The 23,864-nt window shown below is 43.1% G+C and carries 20 protein-coding genes, 5 tRNA genes and 3 pseudogenes; 16 read left to right on the top strand and 12 right to left on the bottom strand.

The features are described 5' to 3' along the window. Positions 1 to 758 (bottom strand): hypothetical protein (locus LYNGBM3L_RS47125; protein WP_324293459.1); only part of this gene is annotated, 758 nt, incomplete at its 3' end. A 268-nt stretch (positions 759 to 1,026) separates the two neighbouring features. Here LYNGBM3L_RS47125 and LYNGBM3L_RS08585 point away from each other — a divergent pair. From LYNGBM3L_RS08585 to LYNGBM3L_RS08570, 5 genes are all read left to right on the top strand, one after another. Then, positions 1,027 to 1,097, top strand: a tRNA-Cys gene (locus tag LYNGBM3L_RS08585). 51 nt (positions 1,098 to 1,148) lie between these two features. After that, a tRNA-Tyr gene (locus LYNGBM3L_RS08580) sits at positions 1,149 to 1,232 on the top strand. A gap of 4 nt (positions 1,233 to 1,236) precedes the next feature. Beyond that, a tRNA-Ser gene (locus tag LYNGBM3L_RS42470) sits at positions 1,237 to 1,321 on the top strand. A 6-nt stretch (positions 1,322 to 1,327) separates the two neighbouring features. Then, positions 1,328 to 1,400: transfer RNA gene (locus LYNGBM3L_RS08575), tRNA-Arg, on the top strand. A gap of 8 nt (positions 1,401 to 1,408) precedes the next feature. Beyond that, a tRNA-Arg gene (locus tag LYNGBM3L_RS08570) sits at positions 1,409 to 1,481 on the top strand. A gap of 42 nt (positions 1,482 to 1,523) precedes the next feature. On the opposite strand, the gene LYNGBM3L_RS08565 is transcribed toward LYNGBM3L_RS08570, so the two are convergent. The 3 genes from LYNGBM3L_RS08565 to LYNGBM3L_RS08555 all read right to left on the bottom strand — a co-directional run bounded on the left by LYNGBM3L_RS08565 (position 1,524) and on the right by LYNGBM3L_RS08555 (position 4,888). Next, on the bottom strand, positions 1,524 to 2,303 hold the full coding sequence (locus tag LYNGBM3L_RS08565; protein WP_008181412.1) for an HvfC/BufC N-terminal domain-containing protein: 780 nt from the start codon (positions 2,301 to 2,303) through the stop codon (positions 1,524 to 1,526). Between the two features lie 220 nt (positions 2,304 to 2,523). Continuing rightward, positions 2,524 to 3,390, bottom strand: coding sequence for an MNIO family bufferin maturase (bufB, locus tag LYNGBM3L_RS08560; protein ID WP_008181411.1), 867 nt, complete (start codon positions 3,388 to 3,390; stop codon positions 2,524 to 2,526). A 1,096-nt stretch (positions 3,391 to 4,486) separates the two neighbouring features. Then, complete coding sequence (locus tag LYNGBM3L_RS08555) at positions 4,487 to 4,888, bottom strand: BufA1 family periplasmic bufferin-type metallophore (protein WP_008181410.1); 402 nt, start codon at positions 4,886 to 4,888, stop codon at positions 4,487 to 4,489. A 469-nt stretch (positions 4,889 to 5,357) separates the two neighbouring features. Here LYNGBM3L_RS08555 and LYNGBM3L_RS08550 point away from each other — a divergent pair, with 469 nt between their 5' ends. The 6 genes and pseudogenes from LYNGBM3L_RS08550 (at position 5,358) to LYNGBM3L_RS48480 (ending at position 10,852) form a co-directional block, all read left to right on the top strand. Then, positions 5,358 to 7,613, top strand: coding sequence for a CHASE2 domain-containing protein (locus LYNGBM3L_RS08550; RefSeq protein ID WP_008181409.1), 2,256 nt, complete (start codon positions 5,358 to 5,360; stop codon positions 7,611 to 7,613). A 678-nt stretch (positions 7,614 to 8,291) separates the two neighbouring features. Then, a pseudogene (locus LYNGBM3L_RS34760) lies at positions 8,292 to 8,522 on the top strand (transposase); the annotation flags it as partial. Positions 8,523 to 8,630: 108 nt separating this feature from the next. Further along, positions 8,631 to 8,885: pseudogene (locus LYNGBM3L_RS47120) on the top strand (RNA-guided endonuclease InsQ/TnpB family protein); the annotation flags it as partial. Between the two features lie 163 nt (positions 8,886 to 9,048). Beyond that, positions 9,049 to 9,691 (top strand): annotated as a pseudogene (locus LYNGBM3L_RS50190) (zinc ribbon domain-containing protein); the annotation flags it as partial. A gap of 129 nt (positions 9,692 to 9,820) precedes the next feature. After that, positions 9,821 to 10,672, top strand: coding sequence for a DUF928 domain-containing protein (locus LYNGBM3L_RS08540; RefSeq protein ID WP_008181405.1), 852 nt, complete (start codon positions 9,821 to 9,823; stop codon positions 10,670 to 10,672). Positions 10,673 to 10,729: 57 nt separating this feature from the next. After that, positions 10,730 to 10,852: a hypothetical protein gene (locus LYNGBM3L_RS48480; protein ID WP_267871999.1), complete on the top strand. Its 123-nt coding sequence runs from the start codon at positions 10,730 to 10,732 to the stop codon at positions 10,850 to 10,852. 54 nt (positions 10,853 to 10,906) lie between these two features. On the opposite strand, the gene LYNGBM3L_RS08535 is transcribed toward LYNGBM3L_RS48480, so the two are convergent. Next, positions 10,907 to 11,440 carry a hypothetical protein gene (locus LYNGBM3L_RS08535; RefSeq protein WP_008181403.1) on the bottom strand — a complete coding sequence of 178 codons (534 nt, stop codon included), beginning with the start codon at positions 11,438 to 11,440 and terminating at the stop codon, positions 10,907 to 10,909. A 749-nt stretch (positions 11,441 to 12,189) separates the two neighbouring features. Continuing rightward, on the bottom strand, positions 12,190 to 13,698 hold the full coding sequence (locus tag LYNGBM3L_RS08530) for a hypothetical protein (protein ID WP_008181399.1): 1,509 nt from the start codon (positions 13,696 to 13,698) through the stop codon (positions 12,190 to 12,192). 530 nt (positions 13,699 to 14,228) lie between these two features. Here LYNGBM3L_RS08530 and LYNGBM3L_RS08525 point away from each other — a divergent pair. The 4 genes from LYNGBM3L_RS08525 to LYNGBM3L_RS08510 all read left to right on the top strand — a co-directional run bounded on the left by LYNGBM3L_RS08525 (position 14,229) and on the right by LYNGBM3L_RS08510 (position 17,526). Beyond that, positions 14,229 to 15,569 (top strand): RNA-guided endonuclease InsQ/TnpB family protein, encoded by a 1,341-nt coding sequence (locus LYNGBM3L_RS08525; protein WP_008181397.1) that lies wholly within the window; start codon positions 14,229 to 14,231, stop codon positions 15,567 to 15,569. A 41-nt stretch (positions 15,570 to 15,610) separates the two neighbouring features. Next, the gene (locus LYNGBM3L_RS08520; protein WP_008181394.1) at positions 15,611 to 16,486 is read left to right on the top strand and encodes an ABC transporter ATP-binding protein; all 876 of its coding nucleotides are present in this window, start codon (positions 15,611 to 15,613) and stop codon (positions 16,484 to 16,486) included. Between the two features lie 15 nt (positions 16,487 to 16,501). Next, on the top strand, positions 16,502 to 16,975 hold the full coding sequence (gene scpB, locus LYNGBM3L_RS08515; RefSeq protein ID WP_008181392.1) for an SMC-Scp complex subunit ScpB: 474 nt from the start codon (positions 16,502 to 16,504) through the stop codon (positions 16,973 to 16,975). A gap of 170 nt (positions 16,976 to 17,145) precedes the next feature. Beyond that, positions 17,146 to 17,526, top strand: a complete 381-nt coding sequence (locus LYNGBM3L_RS08510; protein WP_008181391.1) for a DUF760 domain-containing protein — start codon at positions 17,146 to 17,148, stop codon at positions 17,524 to 17,526. Between the two features lie 152 nt (positions 17,527 to 17,678). Here LYNGBM3L_RS08510 and LYNGBM3L_RS50185 read toward each other — a convergent pair whose 3' ends face one another. The 4 genes from LYNGBM3L_RS50185 to ahcY form a co-directional block, all read right to left on the bottom strand. After that, positions 17,679 to 17,807: a zinc ribbon domain-containing protein gene (locus LYNGBM3L_RS50185; RefSeq protein ID WP_438941758.1), complete on the bottom strand. Its 129-nt coding sequence runs from the start codon at positions 17,805 to 17,807 to the stop codon at positions 17,679 to 17,681. A gap of 429 nt (positions 17,808 to 18,236) precedes the next feature. Continuing rightward, positions 18,237 to 18,860, bottom strand: a complete 624-nt coding sequence (locus LYNGBM3L_RS08505; RefSeq protein WP_008181389.1) for an exopolysaccharide biosynthesis protein — start codon at positions 18,858 to 18,860, stop codon at positions 18,237 to 18,239. 517 nt (positions 18,861 to 19,377) lie between these two features. Further along, complete coding sequence (locus LYNGBM3L_RS08500) at positions 19,378 to 20,187, bottom strand: DUF928 domain-containing protein (RefSeq protein WP_008181387.1); 810 nt, start codon at positions 20,185 to 20,187, stop codon at positions 19,378 to 19,380. A gap of 670 nt (positions 20,188 to 20,857) precedes the next feature. Beyond that, positions 20,858 to 22,135, bottom strand: coding sequence for an adenosylhomocysteinase (gene ahcY / locus LYNGBM3L_RS08495; RefSeq protein ID WP_008181386.1), 1,278 nt, complete (start codon positions 22,133 to 22,135; stop codon positions 20,858 to 20,860). A gap of 336 nt (positions 22,136 to 22,471) precedes the next feature. On the opposite strand from ahcY, the gene LYNGBM3L_RS08490 reads away from it, so the two are divergent. Continuing rightward, entirely contained in the window at positions 22,472 to 22,738 is a 267-nt protein-coding gene (locus LYNGBM3L_RS08490; protein WP_008181385.1) for a hypothetical protein, read from the top strand. 121 nt (positions 22,739 to 22,859) lie between these two features. On the opposite strand, the gene LYNGBM3L_RS08485 is transcribed toward LYNGBM3L_RS08490, so the two are convergent. Both LYNGBM3L_RS08485 and LYNGBM3L_RS08480 read right to left on the bottom strand, forming a co-directional pair. Next, the gene (locus tag LYNGBM3L_RS08485) at positions 22,860 to 23,216 is read right to left on the bottom strand and encodes a carbon dioxide-concentrating mechanism protein CcmK (RefSeq protein ID WP_008181384.1); all 357 of its coding nucleotides are present in this window, start codon (positions 23,214 to 23,216) and stop codon (positions 22,860 to 22,862) included. A gap of 286 nt (positions 23,217 to 23,502) precedes the next feature. Then, positions 23,503 to 23,814 carry a carbon dioxide-concentrating mechanism protein CcmK gene (locus LYNGBM3L_RS08480; protein ID WP_008181383.1) on the bottom strand — a complete coding sequence of 104 codons (312 nt, stop codon included), beginning with the start codon at positions 23,812 to 23,814 and terminating at the stop codon, positions 23,503 to 23,505. Positions 23,815 to 23,864: the final 50 nt, after the last annotated feature.

Genomic DNA, 23,864 nt, shown 5'->3' with positions numbered 1-23,864 from the left:
ACCATAGGCACGACCATCCGAATCATAAACACTTCCGTGTAACCCTTATCCACGCCGAGACAGCGACGTTCGCTGGTAACATTGACAACCCCGTAATTAACCAAGAAATGGATTTCAAATCGCTGCAACAATGGGTTGTAAATTAGCCTAATTTGCCCAGTTATTTTTCGATTAGATCTCACCAAGAGCCGATTACGTTTTCCACGACGTAGTCCGGCTAATTCTAATTGGTAGGTGTACCTATAAATACGCTTACAGGAGTAACCATCCTGTTGATAAACTATCTGATTCTTAACCCAAGAATGGCCACGTCGAAACGTTTTTCTGACAATTCGATGTAAAAACGGATCACTAAGAAAACTTGGAGTTGATAGTTGTTTGTAGCATTGACTTCGACGCTGTTCGTTTTCTTTGCCTGGAAAGCGCTTATGTAGAATTTTCCCTAATGCTTCAATACCAGCAGCTTGTTGGGCACTAATGGCTTTAGCGACATCGCTAACCGTCCATTCCATTAGTTTGGATGGTAGACCTAAAGATTCTGGAGTTCTCAAAGATCTAACCTCTGGGTAGGCTTTCCGCCAGTCGAGTCCCCAATGGCTAACGCTGCCAAGCTTGTTGTAGGACTCAGAACGAACGATGCCTAAGCGTTGCATTATGGCAAAAAGCTCAGTTTCAACTGCCATTGACATCCCAATTACTGGGACTACCTGGGTTGAAAGCTTCTTTGTTGTGCCTGATTTTTTCTTGCGCTTAGACATCGTTGGCTATTCTTGGCCTTTTTGTCTATTATACCCCAAAAAATCCCGTTTTATCCCGCTTTTTGACTACTTAATTGCAAGGCTTATGAGAAGTGGCCTTCTAAAAAGTAATTATTTCACATATTGAGCCCCTCAATGCTCTAAGGGAATCACTATTTTGTATTACACTATTGACACTTTGTAGTATATTATGTAATATATATATAACAGAGTAATACAGGACGAACACCTGCTTGCTCTGAAGCACCTTGAAAACTTCAGAGAATGTGTCCAGGTCGCCTAATGGTAGGGCATTGGTCTGCAAAACCGATTGTGTGAGTTCAATTCTCACCCTGGACTTCAAATATTGCAGTTCCAGGGCAGGTTCAATTCCCGTCGGCACTGCAAATTGGGTTGGTATCCAAGTCCGGTTAAGGAACCCGTCTGTAAAACGGATGCCTCTGTGCGCCGTAGGTTCAAATCCTACCCAACCCATTCTGGAGAGGTCGCTATTGGCAGGGCAAGCTGTTTGCTAGACAGTTGTAGATGTAAGTCTACTGGGGGTTCGACTCCCTCTCTCTCCGCGTTGTGGGAGTGTAGTGTAATGGATCAACACGCTGGTCTTCGGAACCAGAAATCGGGGTTCAAATCCCTGCATTCTCGCTAATCCTGGGAGTGTAGCCTAACGGATAAGGCATCAGTCTTCTAAACTGACGAATGTAGGTTCAAATCCTGCCACTCCTGTTATGCGTAAATAAGCTGAAATCCTTCTGTATAAGGAGACGTCTAAATCGAAAACCTAGCAATCCATCCACGTTGTACAAATTGCGGTAACTCAGATGCTACATCAATAGCTAATTCATCAGCAGCCAGGTCTTGACAAATTGCTTCAAATCGATTTTCTCCTTGAAAAGCCTTCAGCAGTTGCCATTCTGCTTTTGTTGGCAGCTCAATGCGCATATCATAACCATTGCGCCAGAGGAATAGTTGTATCCCCCCTTCATCTAAATTGACTTGCTGATCACCTTGGTATTCAGGTTGATTAACTTCCCAAATGCGATGGATCGGGTAAGCTGACTCAATCAGAACACTATTTTTAGGTAAATGGAAAATCAGTTCTCCCCATTTGTCTTGGGGAACTGTACTCAATGCTTGGACATCTAACCTGGTAGCCTCTTCACCATTAAACACCCGATGCCAGTGCCACTCTAACCTGGCTACATCTGGTAAGTAGGGTAACTGTTTTGCTGGCTCAAAATTCGCCAAAAAATCAGGAAAGTATTCGCCATAATTTCCTAAATCCATTGATATCGAAGGAAAGCGTTGGATATAGCTTATCGCTGTTGCATCAAAAAATTTCTCTCCCACCAAACAACAGCAGACTGGATAAATTGACATTAAGGTTTGGCTCAGGTTGCCTAGGACACTGCTACGATAAATCGCTAACCCTTGATCAGGGGTCAATTGTTTAGCTGCTTTGATGTGTTGAGCAATGGTTTGTGTACTGGCAGGATTATTTTCAAAAACAGCATCGTAAAATAACTGTTGTAGTGTCCTTAATTCCATCTATTTACCTGATCTAAATACGTAAGCTATCAGCTATCAGCTATCAGCTATCAGCTATCAGCTATCAGCTATCAGCTATCAGCTATCAGCTATCAGCTATCAGCTATCAGCTATCAGCTATCAGCTATCAGCTATCAGCTATCAGCTATCAGCTATCAGCTATCAGCTATCAGCTATCAGCTATCAGCTAATCGGCCTGTGGCCAAGGGCTGACGGCACCTCAAGTAGCGTGAGCTTTTAGCTCACGGCTGACGGCTGAATGCTTATCTAAATAGTCCTGAGCTTTACTAGCTTGAGTCATTAATACCTCAAAAGCTGGGATATCAGTATCCCATTCTATCAAAGTAGGCACCGGACCAAAGCGCTCTAATGTTGCTTGATAGAATTGCCACACTGGAGGATGAACGGGATAACCGTGGGTATCATATAGATAGTCTTCCCGTTCTTCATACCCTGCTAAATGTATTTGTTTGACCCTGGTTGCTGGTATTGTATTCAAATAATCAAGGGGGTCAAATCCCTGATTAGTAGCAGTGACATAAAGATTGTTGACATCTAGGAGCAAGTAACAATCTGCTTTTTCTAACAATTGTTGAATAAATACCCATTCTGCCATGGTTGAATCTGTGAAGCTCACATAAGCCGATGGGTTTTCTATCAAAATCCGACAACCTAGAAATTCCTGAGCTTGCAAGATCCGTTGGGCTACATGTTCCATCACTGCTTCGGTATAAGGAAGAGGAATTAAATCGTTAAGATAGTGACCAGAAACGGAAATCCAGGATAGGTGATCGGAAATGTATGCTGGTTCAATCTGCTGGGCTAACTGTTTTAAATTTGCCAAATACTCTAAATCTAAAGGGTCTGTTGACCCCAAAGACATACCGACGCCATGCAACGTAACCGGATAGTTTTGGCGGACTTTTTCTAAATAGTGGAGTGGTAAACCTTGAGAAGTTAAATAATTATCTAATAATACCTCAAACCAAGGTATACTATGTTTATGAGTAAGGATATCTTGATAATGGGCAGAGCGTAAACCGATGCCAGCACCCTTAATTGAAGCTGAAGGAACGTGAGTTGTCATAGCATTATTGTCATGGCATTATTTTCAGGATTTATCCATGGTAGTGGTGAGTTGACTCTAATTCCCCCCTTTCTTAAGGGGGTTAGGGGGTTCTGTATACATAACACTACTCAACTGAATCTAATTCCCCCCTTTCTTAAGGGGGGTTAGGGGGGATCGGTATACATAACACTACTCAGCTGAATCTAATTCCCCCCTTTATTAAGGGTTCTGTATACATAACACTACTCAGCTGAATCTAATTCCCCCCTTTATTAAGGGTTCTGTATACATAACACTACTCAGCTGAATCTAATTCCCCCCTTTCTTAAGGGTTCTGTATACATAACACTACTCAGCTGAATCTAATTCCCCCCTTTCTTAAGGGATCTATGTACATAACACTACTCAACTGAATCTAATTCCCCCCTTTCTTAAGGGGGGTTAGGGGGGATCTGTATACATAACACTACTCAACTGAATCTAATTCCCCCCTTTCTTAAGGGTTCTGTATACATAACACTACTCAACTGAATCTAATTCCCCCCTTTCTTAAGGGGGGTTAGGGGGGATCTGTATACATAACACTACTCAACTGAATCTAATTCCCCCCTTTCTTAAGGGGGGTTAGGGGGGATCGGTATACATAACACTACTCAGCTGAATCTAATTCCCCCCTTTATTAAGGGTTCTGTATACATAACACTACTCAACTGAATCTAATTCCCCCCTTTCTTAAGGGGGGTTAGGGGGTATCGGTATACATAACACTACTTAGCTGAATCTAATTCCCCCCTTTCTTAAGGGGGGTTAGGGGGTATCGGTATACATAACACTACTTAGCTGAATCTAATTCCCCCCTTTCTTAAGGGATCTATGTACATAACACTACTCAACTGAATCTAATTCCCCCCTTTATTAAGGGTTCTGTATACATAACACTACTCAGCTGAATCTAATTCCCCCCTTTCTTAAGGGATCGGTATACATAACACTACTCAACTGAATCTAATTCCCCCCTTTCTTAAGGGGGGTTAGGGGGGATCGGTGTACATAACACTACTCAGCCATGATTCATAAGCTGATAGCTGAGTGCGCAGCCTGCTGATAGCTTTGTTTAATTGGCTTGGGCACTCTCAGTTGGCTTTTCAGTTTCCTGGCTGGAGGTTTTTGGTGGTACAATAGTTCCACCAACAATCTTGTCGCAAGTGCCTTCAGGAACGTAGATCCACTCTTCGGGATCGCTATCTACCGTAGCCTGCGCGCTGCAATCATGCTTGCTGGTGCCACAATCGTTCCTACCCGCCTTAACGATACCAGCACATTTTTCCATTCCTTCCTTACCGGCCAAGGCGTTTTCAGATGCTACACCTAAACCTAGAGCCAAGACACTAGTCAAGGCAGCGCTCACCATTACGGTTTTTTTGATATCTTTCATCACAGAACTCTCCCGAATATCAGAACTGACTCGTAAGTCCGTAGACAGAATTAAACTAAAACAGTGTTGGTTTAATTCCACTCTATTTAATTATTATTTAAGGTATTTAATCTAACTTAACTGAGTCTTTGAAAAGGATGAGATAACCCTGAGAAAGTTGTTAAAATGGGATAGGACATTGTCAACATCAGCTATCAGCTATCAGCTATCAGTTTTTTGATGTAAATCTATCACTCCCGGAAGTGTGGGGAGGGTGAATCGACCCAAAGCTAAGACAGAGCTTTGTAGTTAGTCCAGTAAGGGTTCAACCGTAATAATAGTTTCCTAGTAAGCGTGAGGTACATCTGAAGTTTCTGCCCTGCTCCGAAGTCCCTGCTCCGAAGTCCCTGCTCCGAAGTCCCTGCTCCGAAGTCCCTAAAACCCAGAACGAAAGTACAGCAGTCGCCAGGGCAGTTAGGACATGACAAAAGTCTCACACCCTTTGTAAGCGCAAGAGTTTGACTTCTGACTTCTGACTTCTGCTATACCTCACCTAATTTAAAACTGCTATATGTGGCAACCACTAAAACAACAACTATGGGAATGGCGCGGTGTTCTAATTACTACACCGGTGGTGGCTGGAATTGCGATCGCTTTCAGGCTACTCGGCTGGTTACAGCCTTACGAACTAGCTGCTCTCGACCAATACTTTTGTTGGCGTCCGAAGGAACCTACGGATGAACGGATTGTGATTGTGGCTATGACTGAGGCAGATTTAAAGCGTGCTGGACGGTGGCCAATCACTGATCGGATGCTTGCCCAAGTTTTAGAGAAAATCAACGCTCAAAACCCTGCAGCCATTGGTCTTGACCTGTATCGGGATTTTCCGGTTGAACCTGGTCATGCTGACTTACTCAGGGTGTTTGAAACCACACCTAACTTAGTTGCTATCGAATACATCGATCAACAAAACCCTAACAATGCGGTGCCTCCTCCACGGATTCTCAGTGAACGTGGTCTAGTGGGTGCCAATAATGTCGTAAACGATACGGATGGTATCCTGCGGCGCAGCTTACTTTCTCTGAAGGTAAATGATCGCCTACAGCCCTCCTTTAGTATGCTCCTAGCGGGGATTTATCTAGAGTCAAAAAACCTTTTTCCTGAACCATTACAGCAAGATCCCAGAATTTTCCAGTGGGGCAAGGCCATGTTTCGCCCTTTGGCCAGCAATGACGGTGGTTATGTGGGAATCGATCATGGCGGTTACCAGATTTTCTTGAACTATCGCGGACCAGCGGGAACCTTCCGCATGGTAACCATGACCGACGTTTTGGAAGATAACATTCCAGATCACTTGATCAATGATTCCATCGTTTTAATTGGTGCAACTGCGGTTAGTTTAAATGACTTTTTCTACACCCCCTACAGTAATGACACTACCATCCGGGAGTCAACGGCTGGGGTGGAAGTCCAAGCTAACATGGTCAGCCAAATTATTAGTGCTGTAGAAGATGGTCGTCCCTTGCTCAAAACCTGGTCTGAGCCTGTGGAAATCCTGTGGATTGTAGGCTGGTCTATAGTCGGTGCCACTCTAACTTGGAAATGGCGCTATCTTGGGGGTCTCGGAGGGCTGTCATTGAGGAGAATTGCGATTACCGTGGTCGCTACAGGGGCATTATTCGGAAGTACCTATGGAGCATTTTTGGGGGGTTGGTGGCTCCCGGTGATACCGCCATTGTTAGCCTTAAGTGGGTCTGCAGTTGCCATCACAGCTTCTTACGTTGCTAGCACTGCTAAAGAGATTCGTCAAACTTTTGGACGTTACCTAACTGACCAATTGGTGGCGGATTTGCTGGAGAACCCAGACAAACAAAAACTCGGGGGTGAAAGCCGGAAAATCACCATCTTGACCTCTGATTTAAGAGGCTTCACTGCAATTTCAGAACGGTTACATCCCCAAGAGGTAGTCAAAATCCTAAACATCTATTTGGGTCACATGGCGGATGTGATTACTGCTTATCAAGGAACTATCGACGAGTTGATCGGGGATGGGATTTTAGTGCTTTTTGGTGCTCCCACCCTCCAAGAGGATGATGCCCACAGAGCAGTGGCTTGTGCAGTAGCGATGCAGTTAGCCATGACCAGTGTCAATGAAGAAATCGAGCAGTTGGGCTATCCAAAACTGGAAATGGGCATCGGTATCAATACCGGTGTGGTTGTGCTTGGGAATATTGGTTCCGAAAAACGCACCAAATATAGTGTCATTGGCAGCGCTGTCAACCTGACTTACCGGATCGAATCTTATACAACTGGTGGTCAAGTTATGATTTCTCCTTCCACTTTGGAAGAAACTGGCGAATTTTTAAGAATTGACGGTCAAAAACAGGTAAAACCCAAGGGAATTAAACAGCCAATTACTATCTATGAAGTGGGTGGGATTGGGCATAATTATAACCTATTTTTACCCAAACAGCAAGAAACATTTTTCGACGTTAACCAAAAAATTGATCTACAATTTAATTATGCTTTTCTAGATGGAAAGCATATCAGTAATTCGGTCTACACTGGGCGTTTAGTAGAGATTTCAAGTAAGGGAGCTAAGCTTCGTGCTAACAGCAGCGAAATCTCTGCTATCCCTGAGCCACTAAGTAATATTAAGCTCAACTTACTCGATCCAGATAATGTGAACCAACCCAGTGAGGATATCTACGCCAAGGTTTTAGAAAAAACAGCAGAACCGGGAAGTTTTTACATCCGGTTAACTGCTGTCCCTCCGGAGATATCAGCAAAACTAAAATCTCTCTACGAGTCAGTAATCAGGAATTGATCCTAAGTTCTGTGAAGTCTAATTGAGTAACCCTTGAGTTCGGTCAAGGGTTACGGGTATAAAAAGTTACCTTGGTACAGGCAATTTGATCTGATTGAAACTCCGGTTAATCGCTGTTCGAAAGTAAGTATTCAGCTATCAGCTATCAGCTATCAGCTATCAGCTATCAGCTAATAGCTATCAGCTATCAGCTATCAGCTAATGCGCTACCTCTCAGCGTCGTTCGCACAGCGTGGCCATTCGCGTAGCGTGGCCAACGGCCAAGGCCAAAGCCTGTGCCACGCACGCTACTTGAGGTGCTTTTGAATAAAACAAGTAAGCATTGCTTTAATCTCTGTTACGTCAGCTGACGGCTGACGGCACCTCAAGTAGCGTGAGCTAAAAGCTCACGGCTGACGGCTGACGGCTGAATGCTTACGTTCGAAAAACCCTGTATCCATGGCTGCGTAAACCTTTGATTGCGTCCCTCCCACAGGCAAACTAGTCAGCGGGATTTGAGATTAGAAACCCATGGCACCAAAAAATTATAAAAATCCCCCAAAGCCGAAAACCCCCTGTCTAATCACCGGGGATGAAGGCTAACAGCGGCTTGACGCGCCGTAAGAAAAATATTTTTCTATTTCCGGAAATTTTACTTTGTGTAGTGTAGACTACTTTAGTAGTTAAAGGTCGATACTAATGATTGTTTTACAGTTCAAGGCAATTGGCAAACAAAAGCAATATTTAGCAATAGAAGAAGCGATGATAACAGCTAAAATTGTTCGCAATAGCTGTATTCGCTATTGGATGGACAATAAAGGTGTTGGGAAATTAGACCTCAACAAATATTGCACTGTCTTAGCTCATCAGTTCCCGTTTGCCAATGAATTGAACTCTATGGTCCCCCTCGCCAGTGCTGAACGAGCATGGTTAGAAGTTACCGTAAGAATAGTGGAGCCTTATTTCATGAGTTTTAACCATGCATCTGCATAGCCTATCGCCTATAAAGGCTCCACTATTCTAAGGTTTCATCTCCGGTCATCAATTGCCCGTTTATACGAAAACTGTAAGAAAAAAGTTTCCGGAAAGAAAGGTTTTCCTAGATTCAAAAAACATTGTCAATCAGTTGAATAAAAGACTTCTGGATGGAAATTATGTCCAGATAAAAAGTCAATCATTTTTAGTGACAAAAAAGGGATTGGAAAACTCAAACTCAAAGGAACATGGAATTTCTGGCGCTTTGACAAAAAGCTAATTAAGAGGGTTAGGATAGTCCGTCGAGCCGATGGTTACTATAGCGCTACGCGCAAGTCAGAAGTCACAAGTCAGAAGACAAAAGTTTACTACAACAGGTTTTCAGCTTTTAGCCATGTCCTAACTTTAATGGGTAGTGCTATATGTTCAGTTTTGCCTTCAGATCGATATCAATGAGTCTGTTCCAGCAACACCGAATAGCAATACTGTACCCTTACCTAGGTTTTATCGAAAAGGGGAAAAGCGTCTAAAGTTCTATCAACGTCGAGTTTCTCGAAAAAAGAAAGGCTCTGGGGAGCATGTCACCTTTGTAATTAGGTAAATAGATCCCCCCTAGCCCCCCTTAAAAAAGGGGGGAATTAGATTCAAAAGTCCCCCTTATTAAGGGAAACGGGGGATCTAAATCAGGGATTAACAAAACTGACATGCACCCAAGGCTCTGCACTAGTCGAAATTGTTCTAATTGTGGTGAAGTAGTTAAAAAATCTCTATCAACTAGAACCCATGTTTGTCAGTGTGCTTGTTCTCTCGACAGAGACCACAACGCTGCAATCAACATCCTAGAAAGAGCCTTAAGTACGGCAGGGCATGTCGGAACTCTGGTCTTAAACGACCCAAACGCTTGGGGAGATTTGGCCTCTACTGTGGCTGGTGCAAACAAGTCATGGGCAAGTCGAGTCGTTGAACCAATAATCCCCGCGTATGCGCGACCGGGGAGTGTCAAATCTCTGAAAAAATTCAGCTTAAACTCAGGCTTGACTAAGAGGTTGTCTGAGAAGTCTCATTTGCTACATCCAAGCCCCCGTTGGTCCCCCAATTCTGGGGGACTTTTAGAAGCAAATTGACTCTTGTTTCCCCCAAAGTTGGGGGGTCAGGGGGGCAAAATTCAGGATCAAAAAACTTTTCAGATATCCTCTAAGGGTTAAGGCTAATTCTTGTAAATGTCTATTATAGTTTAATAATTTAATAAACTTATGAAAACTACCGCTAACTTTATTAATTTATTGGCACGTACAACATCAATCTTGATTGTACTGCTGTTTTGCGCACTCACCCCTCAACCAAGCTATTCTCAAGGTTTACAATCTGTCAACGGTCACGTTGCCGATTCTAATAATAACTCATCTGAAACCCAAAATAGTTCCCAAAATAGTTCAGCCAACGGCTCACGCTTACGATTTATTCCACCAACCGATAGCGCTCCTCGAAAGAGTAATGGGTCTGGTTCACGAGGCTGGTATGAGCAGTTACCCCGTGAATTGGTGACGCTGTTAATTCCCTCACAGAAAGTAGCTGCACAGACGATATCTGGTCATCCTAGATTTTTATGGTATTTGTCCGAGCCTGTAGACGTACCAATAGTATTTACCTTGGTGGACACAGTAGAAAACCAGACAATATTTGAGAAAAGGATTGACTCAGGTCAGGTAGGGATGATCTCAGTAGAACTTCCGGAAAACAGTCCAGAACTGATTGCAAACCCACCAGGACTAGAGGAAGAAAACAGGAAGATATACATGTGGTCTGTTACCCTAGAATGCGATCGCGAAAACCCGCCTAAGACTTCCTATTATAGGAGCTGGATTGAGCGGGTATCACCACCCCCAGAATTAGAGCAAAAGCTAGCAGCAGTTGCTGCAAATACCAACAGCTCCACCTCTGAGTTACTGCATCAACAAGCAATCATCTATGCCGAAGCAGGGGCTTGGTTTGATGCCCTTGATGCCCTTTACCAGGCTCAAGCTGCTAATCCCAATGACTCCTCGATTCGAGCAGATTTTATCGCTCTGCTGGAGCAAGTGGGATTGGGTCGTGTGGTACAGTAGTGGGTCAGTGGGTCACAGAGTTAACACAGAGTATGGGATGTTGCTGGGTTTGTTGTTTTGCGATTCGGCCAAAGCCCGACGCTGCACGAACGCAATATATCTCTAGGAAATGCGATTGACCTACGGTCACGCTACGCGATCGCATTCCTCAAAGACTTGTGTAAAACTGGAACAAAGTAATCACAGACTAGTAGATCATGATCAATTTGGACACTGAGGATCGTAAGCAACTAATCACTCTACTCCGCTTACTTGATTCTTATCGATCGACCGTTTCTGATTATATTCCTCAATCAATTCGGAAAGATTAGCATTTTTTTCCTTCAGAAGCTGCAGGTACTCTTCTTCCATAGCATTGGTAAGTTCAAGATTTCTCATATCTATCGCTAAATTAATCTTAAACTCAGAAAATTTGTTATTAAACGCTGCTGCATTATCATAGCTTTCCGAAGGGTTAGTTGTGGCACTTATGGTACCGAACAATGTTCCTAATAGACTAATAACAAATATAAAAAAATTGACGATATTTTCGGCTTGTTCATCAGAAACAAATTCTTGAATAAACGAGACCAATAAGTCATTACCTGCCGTAATACCTCCGATAGCCGCTAAAAAAATAGGGATAGTATATTGCAGAACAAAGAAAACGTACAAAAGCAAGTTTGAAAAAGAAATTTGAAAGTCACATCGTCTTTGGATATCCAAGAAAATCTTGTAGTAGTTAGAGGAGAATCTATACTTTTTTTCTTTAGGTTTTTGTACCCACACGGTTTTCAATTTATCTTCTGCTAAGAAGGGTTTTGAAAAGTCCCTGGCTGGTAGAGTTCATGTCAGGTGGGCAGTGTCAGACAGATAAGATAAGCTGGGCTTTTCGCCTTTGTAGACACTGCCCACCCTACGATTAATGACTACAGATTAATCACGTTTTGTCTAAACCCGACCCTAAAAAAACCAAGCATAAAACTTTTCTGGCCATGATCTAATATCAAGTCCGGTTGACTAATCATGATATCCCTTCTGGCGTAACAGGTAATAGATAATTGGTAAGCTATCAGCTATCAGCTATCAGCTATCAGCTATCAGCTATCAGCTATCAGCTATCAGCTATCAGCTATCAGCTATCAGCTATCAGCTATCAGCTATCAGCTAATGCACTACAGATGGTGCTACTTGAGTGGCCATTGGCCAACGGCTGACCACTGACCACTTACCGCTGACCGCTGAAGGCTTACGATTACCGATTACTACCAATCCAGAGACTACTTGGGAGTTGATTAACCGGACTTGATATAACTACTTACATTTACTTGGACTTTAGACAGTAACCGGACACTTAGGGTGAAGATTGATCAAAGTGACAGAAGAGGGATATAACCTTTTGCCTACTTATGAGGTACACAGGATTTTTTCCCTGTTCACTGTTCCCGATTATCTCTTCACTGTTCCCTGTTCCCTGTTCCCTGTTCCCTGTTCCCTAAAATCCCAAAATTATGTACTTCACCCAATTGACACTAGATTCAAACCAATTCACCCATCACCGCTCTGCGCAAAATCTCTGTCACTTCTGTTGCTATTCTGGCATCAAGTTCCACCGCTTCACGATTGACATCTCTTGGTTCAAGCACCTTTGCTCCCCGTAGCGCCATACTGAAGGTAATCAATTTAGCTGGCTTGAGGGAATCGTCAAGACTAGGCTTAACTAATTTAACTAGCGCGACATAAACCGCTTCGGTTCTGTTCCTAATACTGGTAACTCCGTTGCCGAGTTTTGATATAATCACTGTTGAGTCAATCACATTCAACAAACCCAACTCTTTAATAGCTAAATCAACTAACCGAGCTGGATCGTTCCCCATTGCTCTGATGATACTTTCGAGACTATCCCACTTAACTCCCGGTAGCTGGCATGGTTCCGGTATGTAATTATGCCAACCCACCATTGAGATCATCCGATTTAAATCATAAGCCGATATAGTATTACTTTCCCATTGAGGGGGTTCAGGGTCAGCAGTTAGAATTATGCTTTTGGTTGTGCTACCAAACAACTGGGGGTACTCAATAAAGGGTTTTTCCCCATATCGGCCACGGAAAATCAGGCTATCATTGCCTGTAATCTGTTTCAGCCAATTTTCTAAGTCCATTTGGGGAGCAAAGCGCTTTAACATTGCCCCTAAGCAATTAGAACTTGCTGTATTGTAGTCATAACTAATCACATCTGTGATTAAATCACAGACCGGAATATCCCTTTGATTTCCAGCTTGGTCTGTGCCTCGAATTGTACACTTATCAAGATCGTCATTAGGAGATTTGCTATTAAGGCGAGACACTAGATTAATAATCGGTATAATCTTACTACCACTCCATAATTCGTCATTACTTAGGGCATTTCGTCCCAACCATTTTACCTTGAACTCTTCCTCTACAAAACTACCAACACAGATACAAGCTTCTTTGATGTCTTGATGGAGAAACTCTAACCCTTGCTGATCAATATCTGGAAGTTGCCCCAGATTTGGATAAGGACTGAAAGTATGATCCGCTTTAATTCCAGACACGAGATGTTTACCATCGGGTTTATGGTTCAGGTGGGAGGGATAATCTTTAATTTGCTGTTTGTATGGTGAAGTATCAATACCGAGATATAATAGTTTGGGATTATCTTCAACACCTTCGTCAGCAGCTTGGAGATATTTTTGGTAAACGTTATATTGGCTATAGTTATCTACAGTGATCAAGACTTCAGTCTCGTCAATGTCTAAATTCCACAGCACTGAATCTTCGGTGCTTTTGACCAGTTGCTGATCACAAAATACTTTGAAAAAAATGTCTGGTCGTTGGTCAGAGAACAGTTCTTGAAAATAGGATTCATCGAATTCCATCCCAAAGCTGCCATGGTCATCAGTGATGGCGCTACCCACCAAGTTGTTGAAAATAAGGTCTTTATCCCATGCTTCAACCCGTAATCCTGAAACGACGCCACTGGTTTTTGGATCGATTACCCGACCTAATATCCTAAATATTGCCATAGTAAATTCTACGATTAAAGTCAATAACTGTAGCTGATAGCTGATGAGTGAACCAAATAAACAGCTCCTATTTTTTTTATCTACGTATTGATGATATTCCTATATATGATAACACTTAATTTTATTATTTTAAGTTAACACTTAAAAATAATAATAGGTTAATAATATAACCCTTAAAATCGATAAATACCACGGTTACAGTGGTATTTGTGGGTAAATTTGCTATTACTGCTCTTTTGATTAAGGGTAATGATATCGACATGATATAATTTCCTTATAACCTGTGGTCTGGAAGCAGGTTAGCTCAAGCCTATTGACCAAAAAATTTGGGTTTCAAGCCCCGTCCTTCGCTGGATAGAAACCTGTTTATTGTGGAGCCTTATTCAATAAGTTTTAACCATGCATCCGCATAGCCTGCCGACCATAAAGGCTCCACTATCTTACGGTAACTTGGCCGTAGGCCACGCTGCGCGAACAATGGACGGCTTTTTTTTGTGCTACAATATTACGTAGAGTTGTCCAACGTCAAAATGAAAGTCTTAGAGTTCAAGGTCAAAGGGAATAAAACTCAATATGCCGCGATTGATGAGGCGATCCGTACTGGTCAATTTGTCCGCAATAAGTGCATCCGTTACTGGATCGACAATAATGGTATAGGACAAAAAGAACTGTATCGTCATAATACGTGGCTTAGAGCTGAATATCCTTTTGTAAAGGACTTGAACTCTCATGCATGTCAAGCTTCGGTTGAAAGAGCCTATAGCTCAATTGCTAGATTTTACGATAAATGTAAAAAGAAAGTTCCTGGCAAAAAGGGATATCCCAAATTCAAGAAATTTTCCAGATCGGTTGAATACAAAACATCGGGCTGGAAGTTGTCTCCTGATACTAAGTCAATAGATTTCTTAGACAAAAAAGGTATTGGAAAACTAAGACTTAAAGGAACTTGGGAATTATGGCGTTATGATTCGGCAAAGCCGACGCTACGCGAACAGAAGCTAATTAAGCGAGTTAGATTAGTGCGCCGCGCGGATGGTTACTATGTTCAGTTCTGTATAAAAGTTGATGAAAAGGAATCTTTAGAACCAAATCATACTAATATTGGGCTAGACGTAGGACTTAAGGAATTTTATACCGATTCCAAGGGAGGCGTAGAGCCAAATCCTAGGTTTTATCGTAAAGGCGAAAAAAGACTGAAGTTTTACCAGCGTCGGGTTTCTCGCAAAAATAAAGGCTCATCCAACCGTAAGAAAGCCGTTAATAAATTAGGCCGGACACATCTTAAAATAAGTAGGCAGCGTGAAGAGCACGCCAAGAGACTGGTTAGAAGTTACCGTAAGATAGTGGAGCCTTATTACAAAAGATTTAACCCTTTTATGCAAAGCCGAACACCCATAAAGGCTCCACTATCTAAGGTTTCGTCTCCGGCGCGCTGCGTAATCCACTCTAACGATGTGGTTGCTTACGAAGATTTAAGAGTAAGAAATTTAGTTAAAAATCATTGTCTTGCTAAATCTATTAATGATGCAGGTTGGTATCAGTTTAGGAAATGGCTGGAATATTTTGGACAAAAGTTTGGTAGACAAACGATAGCAGTTAATCCCGCTTATACTAGTCAAAATTGTTCCAGCTGTTGTGAAGTTGTCAAGAAATCGCTATCAACTAGGACTCACACCTGTAAGTGTGGATGTGTTTTAGATCGCGATCATAATGCAGCTATCAATATCCTAAAAAGAGCCTTGGGTACGGTGGGGCACACCGGAACCTGGATCATCGATCCCAACGCTTTAGGAGAGGACGCCTCTACTTCTTCTGATTCCGGTCTGGAGAAGCAAGTGACCTCGTTGATCAAAGAATCCCCGTTCTTCTAGGACGGGGAGTGTCAATCAATATCATACATATTAAGGAATCTATGCCCCCAGCTGTTTCCCTCCAGAACATCTACAAAATCTACGATAAGGTCCCTGTCGTGAATGACCTGTCCTTTACCATTGAATCAGGAGAGATATTTGGTTTGCTGGGTCCGAATGGTGCTGGTAAATCCACTACAATTCGGATGCTAACTACCTTAACTGAACCGACCAAGGGTCAAATTAAGGTAGCGGGTTACGACGTTGTAGAAGAAAAAGATCAGGTCAAGGAAAATATTGGTGTGGTCTTGCAGCAAACTAGCGTGGATATTGACCTGACTGTCTGGGAAAACATGGAACTCCACGCACGGCTGCATCACATTGCCAATCCTGGGCGTAAGCGGCTGATTAATCAGTGGTTAGAGTATGTAGAGCTAATAGACCGACGGGATAGTTTAGTGAAAACTCTGTCTGGGGGAATGAAGCGTCGGTTGCAAATTGCTAGAGCGCTGTTACATCAACCGAAGATTCTATTTTTGGATGAGCCTACAGTAGGATTAGACCCCCAAACCCGCCGTCGCCTGTGGGAAATTATTCGGGATTTGAATCGCCAAGGTATGACGATATTGCTAACTACCCACTATATGGAAGAAGTGGAGTTTTTGTGCGATCGCTATGGCGCTGGCAAGCCAGGACGGATCGGTATCATGGATTCTGGTAAACTAATCGAATTAGGTACATTTGAACAGTTGCGCCACCAACATGGGGAAGGATTACTGATCAAACAACTCTCAGAACGCTTTGAATACAAATTTTTTCCGACTCTGGAACTTGCGAGTGGCTATCTCGAAAGTTTACCCGATAAAACTGGTGTGATGGTTCGTCCCTCCAACCTGGAAGATATTTTTGTTGAATTGACAGGACGTCAATTGGATTAGAAGCTAATTAAAACAATGCCTCGTCTAGCTACCCAAATTGAAGCGATTCTATACTTGAAGGGACAGCCCGTCTCTATAGAGGAAATCTCAGAGTATGCCCAATGCGATCGCGAAAAAGTTGCGGATGGCCTGATTGAACTGATGGCAGACTATGCCCACCGGGACAGTGCTTTAGAAGTTGTGGAAACCCCTGCTGGGTATAGCTTACAGTTACGATCCACGTTTAGTGAATTACTGCAAAACTTAATTCCTGCTGAATTGGGCACAGGTGCTTTGAGGACTTTAGCTGCGATCGCTCTTAAAGGTCCGATTACTCAAGCTGACCTAGTCAACCTTCGTGGGAGTGGAGCGTATCAACATATCCAGGAACTGGTCGAGCTCGATTTTGTCCAGAAACGTAGACAAACTGAGGGGCGCTCGTACTGGTTACAAGTTACCGAAAAATTTCATCAACACTTTGAAGTTCAGCAGCTACTGCCACCCCAATAGAAGCTATGCCAAGGGTTACAAAAACTTCAAGATTTCTTTAAGTAAGCTTTTTTACTCAGAATTTATACCCAAAAAACTGAGATTTATCCCCGAAAGCTGATTCAGGTTATCTCACAATCGTTTAGAGTATAGAAAAGTCGAGATGAAGCAGGTCAAACCTAAAATTCCTAATGGTATTCAACCCCGATTTTCTAAGTTCCCCAGGACCAGAGCCTCAACCGAACCAACTGCTGCAATACCTCCAGAATCAACCTTCTGATGTTTTAGCAAGGATTGCTAAGTCTGCTAGCCCTGAAATCCAACAAATCATCTCTCAGAACGTTCAAGGGCTAGTAGGGATGCTGCCATCAGAAAACTTTAATGTTCAAATCACCACTGATCGGGAAAATTTAGCTGGATTGCTGGCTTCAGCCATGATGACTGGTTATTTTCTCCGTCAGATGGAACAGCGTATGGTTCTTGAAGACAACTTAACCAACTCCACTCCCTTAGGTCCTCAGAAGCAGCGCACTGAAAAGCGTAGGGATTCCCCAAACCCAACTGAGCCATAGATGTCCTCTGGTTTAATACCTAGTTTGATACCTACTAAGTTAGGTAGTTAGGTAGAATGGCACTATGTTAATAATTATTAACTTGGCAAAAAAACTAAATGGAATAGGAAAAAGGGATGATACTATTATATAATATTATCCCTTTTTACTTTTTAGACGCAGGTGCAACATTTTGTGCAGGTATAAGAGGTGTATTCCTCTGTTACTCTCACTAACTTGGAACCATAGCGATTACACAAGTGTTCTAGGATTTGAGAGAACTGATAAAAAGCCCAAGTCATCATAGCTCTTTTCGACCTAGGAGACGCTAAGGGAACGAGCACAATAATACATCTATTATAGCAAAAACTTTCAAGGAGACGCAACATTTTCAGTCCCCAATTCCCAAGGGGCTGTGTGGGTCACCTGCGGGAGCACTTTATACCCCCCGTATCCCGCGCTTGTCTTTGGGCTATAACGGGAGTCCCCTTCGAGTTTAGATGGTAATTGTGATTAGCCATTACCGATTACTTATTACCGATTACTTATTACCGATTATCGATTAGACCTAGCAGCCTTAGTAGTTTTATTATACTGTTTGGGTCAATTATTTTGGCCTGAGCCGAAGTTCCCTTGTCCGAAGTTACCGACAACTGCAGCGAAGTTTGTTACCAATTAGTGATTACTATAACCCAAACAAAATCTTCGACGCGGACTGGATGCACATCAGTTTAACGACCCAACCAAATCTTAATCTGGTCAACTAGACTTGTGCCACCAAACCATAGGGCAAACATAATTGAGATGGAGAGGCTTGCTCCGATCAGGCACAGGACTAAACCCGCTAGGCTAATTGCGCCATCATCTTCAGTTAAGCCAAAACCAGTTATAAAAATTCCCGCAGCTGGAATGGTATTTGTCCCTGGAATCGGAATCATCATCGAAATTGACATTAATGCGATCGCACTCCCCATAAATATCCGACCAGGCAAACTTGTACAAATATAGCTTAGGCGAGGACGGGTAACTGCCTCAATCCGCCGCAACCAAGGGAGTCCTATTTTCAGAAAACCCTGCACGGTTTCCAATTTCATTTTCCCATTCATCATCTTCTTAGGTAGCCAGGGGCGTTTGGCACCAACGATGAGCTGAATAGCCAACAAGAAGATCACAATTGCAAAGGGAATCGAATAACCCGGTGCTGGAACTGGCAAAGCTGAAGGTAGAGATAGGATAACGAATAGAAACCCAAAGATACGTTCCCCCGCTAGGGTTAAAATATCTGCCAGCCTTACCTGAGGCTCTCGCTCTTCCTCAAAAAAATAGCGCTGTAGTTCTACAGAGAGTTTAGCCATTCAGTAGTGATTAGTTATAAAAGTTAATATACTAATATATACTAATCTTTCTAGCACTTACCCTGACATTACCCAAAAAAATGGGTTTAAAGCCCCGTCCTTTAAGGACGGCTTTATAATACAACCTTCTTGTATTGACACTTTTCCGAGAGCATGTTATGATAAATGTCTATAATAATAGATTAATAACAATCTAGGTAGATATTATCTAAAAATAAGTAGACAATGTAAAAAACATGTTTTGAGATAAGCATGTTGCATAATTGAGTCTAACGACTTGATCGTCTATGAAAAAATCAGATAAAAAATCTATCTATCTATCTATGTTTTCAATAATTTAGGTACGGTGGGGCACACCGAAACCTGGATCCGCGCTATCCAATACGCTTATAGAGAATTGTCCTCTACCTTTTCTGGTTCAGACCTGAACAGGCAATACAGCTCGTTGAACGCGATCGCGTGGCCTACGGCCAAGTAAGAATCCCCGTTCTTATCGGAGGGGGAGTGTCAATTAAGATTAATTGCTAGCTGTGCAGCAATTGACAAATGGTTTGTTAGCGATCGCTTCTAACCCCACTGATTTGATCAGATCTACCCATGCTTGGGGCTGGGAATCCCGTAACTGGGCGACAGTAGTCACAGTTTCTTGCCAAATCAGAGCATCAGCATATAGTTTGGCTTGTTCTAAGGTATTTTGCTCCTGATCTAGATTAAGCGCTAATTGCGGACTAAGTTCAGTACGCTGGAGTATTCCTTGAACCCAATGATCTCGGCTACGCTCTTGAGGATCGCAAACTAGTACGAAAAACCACTTGTATTCCTTACCCATGGTCAGAGGTACGGTTTTCGGTATGCTCAGTTGCACAATACCGTCTTTCCTGTTATCCAGGGTCAATGTGGTCAGGTACACCTCTTGATCCTGGTCATCAATTAACACAAATTCTGCAACAGTAGCTGTAGTTTTGGGAACATACCAGAACAGTGTAGGATTAGCCGCCACCGTTTTGACCAGATTATTGGTTGGCACGATAGCAGTTAAAGGGATATCACCGTTGTCAGTACAAGAATAGCTACGAGACCCTCCTCCTGCTGTTCTTCTCGGTTTTCCTCGTTCTGGTACTTGTGGTGGAAATTTAATCATATGTGTCCCAGCCCCAAGGGTTCTAGACGGTGACCCTCGCTCTGGTGGTCGTGGGAATTGTGCACCAACTTCATGGTGTGGGTATGACTGTGCCAGTAACTGGGCTGCGGTGAAGTCAGTTACCAGTGCAGCCGAGAGCATAGTAGTCAGCACTGCCAGATAGGTTGGAGATTGTTGCCAAGTCATGATCAATCACCCTACTCATTGAATAGGCCTCTTGCAAAAGTCAATTTTTGCGATCGGGCTATAGTATTTATCATCCTCTTTTTAAAGATTTATGCAAGAGTCCATATAATTTTATAATTTGCCTTTAGCTATAACCTAGATAGTTAACCCATTTAGAAAAATCATCCATAATCTCGAAAAATCATCGATAATTGGCTTTCACAAGTGGTATTTGCCTACTTTCTATTCTTCTTCAGGACTGACGCAGTCACTCCACCCTATAGGTATAGTTTTATAGGTATAGTTGGCTCCCCAGTTTCTGCCAAGTCCTGTTTTTAAAAGGGTTGCAGCTAATCCCACACCTTATTTTACCGCCTAATTGCTAATTCTGAGTAATTACTTTATATCCAACTCAGATATCGATCTTAGGTATCTATATATTTAATCCCAAGTTACCATCAAAGGTATTGGTATTATTTGGCTATTTTATGCAAAGGGAGCAATAATCTCAAGTCGGCTTAATCACTTCCCAAATAGTTACTGAATTCTTGGGTCAGGGTAATCGATAGTCGGGAATAGTCAACTACCAATTACCCATGACCGATGACCAATTACCTGTTACCCATAACCCATTACCCGAGAAGGGAGATTAGGATTATTGAACCGGTATCGTCAACGGATTACCCTCGTTTTAGGTACCAGAAGTCCAAGAGTTCATGTACTCGATTTGCTCTGGGGTTAGGGTGTCAATGTTAATGCCCATTGCTTGTAACTTCAACCGGGCAATTTCCTTATCCACTGCTTCAGGGATGGAGTGTAAACCTGGTTCAATGGATCCTTTGTTCTTGACTAGGTATTCACAGGCCAAAGCTTGGTTAGCAAAGCTCATGTCCATCACCGCACTGGGATGACCTTCAGCTGCTGCCAGGTTAATCAGGCGTCCTTCACCCAGTACCACAACGGATTTACCATTTTTCAAACAGTACTCTTGGGTAAAGTTCCGTACTTCTTTGACTTCTGTTGCCATTTCCCCTAAGGACTTGAGGTCAATTTCAATATCGAAGTGACCAGAGTTGCACACCATTGCTCCATCTTTCATCACCTCGAAATGCTCAGGGCGAATCACGTGCTTGTTCCCAGTAACTGTGATAAACAAGTCACCTAAGGGAGCAGCTTCTGCCATCGGCATTACCCGGAAGCCATCCATTACAGCTTCAATGGCTTTAGTGGGGTCAATTTCAGTAACAATGACATTGGCTCCCAGTCCCCGGGCTCGAAGTGCTGCGCCTTTGCCACACCAGCCATAACCGACCACAACCACGTTTTTACCAGCTAGCAACACGTTGGTGGCGCGGATAATACCATCAAGGGTAGATTGACCAGTACCGTAGCGATTGTCAAAGAAGTGTTTGGTGTCAGCATCATTAACATTCATTGCCGGGAATGTCAACACCCCGTCATTGAACATAGCCCGCAGACGGACAATGCCAGTGGTGGTTTCTTCGGTGGTGCCAATGATATCACCGAGCTGGTGTTGGCGCTCTTTTACCAGAGTGGCGGTAACATCGCTACCATCATCGATTATAATGTTTGGTTTGTGATCCAGGGCAATTTCAACGTGGCGGTGATAGGTTTCGTTATCTTCCCCTTTGATGGCAAATACAGAAATCTCATGATCAACCACTAAGCTAGCCGCTGCATCATCTTGGGTTGACAGAGGGTTGCTGGCAATCAGGACAGCATCAGCACCAGCAGCCTTGAGTGCGATCGCTAAATGGGCAGTTTCGGTGGTTACGTGACAGCAAGCAACTAAACGAATTCCTTCCAAAGGCTTTTCTTGGGCAAAGCGGTCTCGAATTTGCTTGAGCACTGGCATCTCCCGTCCAGCCCATTCAATCCGCTGTTTTCCTTTTGGTGCCAGAGACAGGTCTTTAACTTCGTGTTTAATCCGAGTAGCAGTTGCAATCATCAGGTTTTGTGTTTTCGTTAACGTTTTTTAGTTTAGCTTTGATTAGTTTAACGTGTTGGAGAAAGTGCCACCGGATGGGAAACCTTTATCAAAATTCTGATTAAACTGGCTGAGATTTAAGATAGTTTACAGATTTCTACCATCAACGGGTGATCAGGAACTCAGTTCGATGTCGGAAATTGGCTAGTTTTTTCAGGAGACAGCAGACTCAATGGCAGCAAACCACCATAGGATTGATTACTGACCAGGACTAAAATAGTATATTTGTACTATAATAAATAGAGTGAGTTGACGGTCAGCTGATCTGATATAAACCCCTAATCAAGGTTTTTCCCCATGAAGAAGCACTATATACTGAGCATCAATCCCAATGCCGAGTACCAATGGGAGCAGTGTACGTTAAGAGATCCCATTACCGCAGAACGGCCAGACTTTGCTGGTTTGATTGCCCAAGCTGTGGCAGATCAAACTGGTTCTTATCTAGTGGCAGTTAATATTGAGGTAGAAGTATTAGAGCAAGCAGCACAGCCCCAAGCTCAGAAAGTGCGGGTTGATTTGCCAGTGCTTGCTGTGGAAGTGCAACCATCAGGATTAGTAGCATGATGATTGACATAGTTAACCGAACCCGGTTCTAACACAAATGTAGCTTCAACCCGCATTCAACAACCGCTCTCCTATCGGGTCAGACCTGGGCTTGGTGCGGGCTTAGCTAAAACCAAAAAGCTTAACGAGAAAAACCGTTCCCCCGCCCGATGATGGGATTTTCCACAGCTTCTCGGTACTGTTCAACGGCTTCAGTATAGGCAATGGGCAGAACACACTCGACGTTTTCATGGGGACGAGGAATGATCACCCAGGATTCCAGGGTAGCGCCATGGGCTTTTTCGACGGCTGCAATACCGGCATCCATAGCTGTTTTTACTTCCGAAACATCCCCCCGAATATTGATATTGAAGCGGGCGCTACCAACTCTGATGTAGCCTACTAAGGTAACCCTACCGGCTTTAACCATAGCATCTGCTGCTGCGAGTATACCAGGAAAGCCTTTGGTTTCGAGAGATCCAACCGCCACTGTGGACATAGCCAAACTCCTTAATCTGTTGAATTATTTGAAACTCAGGAACTATTGTACGAATCTTCGCTACCGATTCGGCTTAATACGTAAGCTATCAGCTATCAGCGTGTCGCGTATCAGCTATCAGCTAATGCGCTACAGATGGTGCCACTTGATGTGCTTATGGGCAATTAGGACGCTAGGGAACTTTTGAATCAAACAAGTAAGCAAAATTTTAATCTGAGTTATGGAAAGCTGACGGCTGACCGCTGACGGCTGAATGCTTACCTTAATACTGATTAAGTGTATTAGTTTAAAATGTTCGGAACTCTTCGACTTTGCTGGTGTAGTGGATGGGCAGCACTGTGTCCACATTTTCATTAGGGTTAGGAATGATATAGTGAGCTGTCACCTCCGCACCATAGGTTTTCTCTACGGCTTCTAGCCCAGCTGCTACCGCGACGTTTACCTCTGAAATTTTACCACGGACGCTCACCATAAACCGACCTTTCTCAGATTTATCATAGGATACCAGTGTGACTGCCCCTGCTTTGACCATGGCGTCTGCTGCGGCTAGTACCCCTGGAAAACCTAGGGTCTCAATAGTTCCAACTGCTACTGGCATTGTGTTCTACTCCGGTCAACATGAAAAGTTTGTTAAATCTGATTGTACTG

The sequence above is a fragment of the Moorena producens 3L genome, assembly GCF_000211815.1.
Taxonomy (GTDB): domain Bacteria; phylum Cyanobacteriota; class Cyanobacteriia; order Cyanobacteriales; family Coleofasciculaceae; genus Moorena; species Moorena producens.
The sequence above is the reverse complement of the archived record's forward strand: the minus strand, read 5'-3'. Positions and strand labels throughout refer to the sequence as shown.

Excerpts from the sequence above, each read along its gene's own strand:
- LYNGBM3L_RS08550 (WP_008181409.1), top strand. The coding sequence starts at position 5,358 with ATGTGGCAACCACTAAAACAACAACTATGGGAATGGCGCGGTGTTCTA.
- LYNGBM3L_RS08505 (WP_008181389.1), bottom strand. The coding sequence starts at position 18,860 with ATGGCTAAACTCTCTGTAGAACTACAGCGCTATTTTTTTGAGGAAGAG.
- scpB (WP_008181392.1), top strand. The coding sequence starts at position 16,502 with ATGCCTCGTCTAGCTACCCAAATTGAAGCGATTCTATACTTGAAGGGA.
- LYNGBM3L_RS08525 (WP_008181397.1), top strand. The coding sequence starts at position 14,229 with ATGAAAGTCTTAGAGTTCAAGGTCAAAGGGAATAAAACTCAATATGCC.
- LYNGBM3L_RS08490 (WP_008181385.1), top strand. The coding sequence starts at position 22,472 with ATGAAGAAGCACTATATACTGAGCATCAATCCCAATGCCGAGTACCAA.
- LYNGBM3L_RS08510 (WP_008181391.1), top strand. The coding sequence starts at position 17,146 with ATGGTATTCAACCCCGATTTTCTAAGTTCCCCAGGACCAGAGCCTCAA.
- LYNGBM3L_RS08530 (WP_008181399.1), bottom strand. The coding sequence starts at position 13,698 with ATGGCAATATTTAGGATATTAGGTCGGGTAATCGATCCAAAAACCAGT.
- LYNGBM3L_RS08500 (WP_008181387.1), bottom strand. The coding sequence starts at position 20,187 with ATGACTTGGCAACAATCTCCAACCTATCTGGCAGTGCTGACTACTATG.
- ahcY (WP_008181386.1), bottom strand. The coding sequence starts at position 22,135 with ATGATTGCAACTGCTACTCGGATTAAACACGAAGTTAAAGACCTGTCT.
- LYNGBM3L_RS08520 (WP_008181394.1), top strand. The coding sequence starts at position 15,611 with ATGCCCCCAGCTGTTTCCCTCCAGAACATCTACAAAATCTACGATAAG.
- LYNGBM3L_RS08485 (WP_008181384.1), bottom strand. The coding sequence starts at position 23,216 with ATGTCCACAGTGGCGGTTGGATCTCTCGAAACCAAAGGCTTTCCTGGT.
- LYNGBM3L_RS50185 (WP_438941758.1), bottom strand. The coding sequence starts at position 17,807 with ATGACTTGGGCTTTTTATCAGTTCTCTCAAATCCTAGAACACTTGTGT.
- LYNGBM3L_RS08540 (WP_008181405.1), top strand. The coding sequence starts at position 9,821 with ATGAAAACTACCGCTAACTTTATTAATTTATTGGCACGTACAACATCA.
- bufB (WP_008181411.1), bottom strand. The coding sequence starts at position 3,390 with ATGACAACTCACGTTCCTTCAGCTTCAATTAAGGGTGCTGGCATCGGT.
- LYNGBM3L_RS08565 (WP_008181412.1), bottom strand. The coding sequence starts at position 2,303 with ATGGAATTAAGGACACTACAACAGTTATTTTACGATGCTGTTTTTGAA.
- LYNGBM3L_RS08480 (WP_008181383.1), bottom strand. The coding sequence starts at position 23,814 with ATGCCAGTAGCAGTTGGAACTATTGAGACCCTAGGTTTTCCAGGGGTA.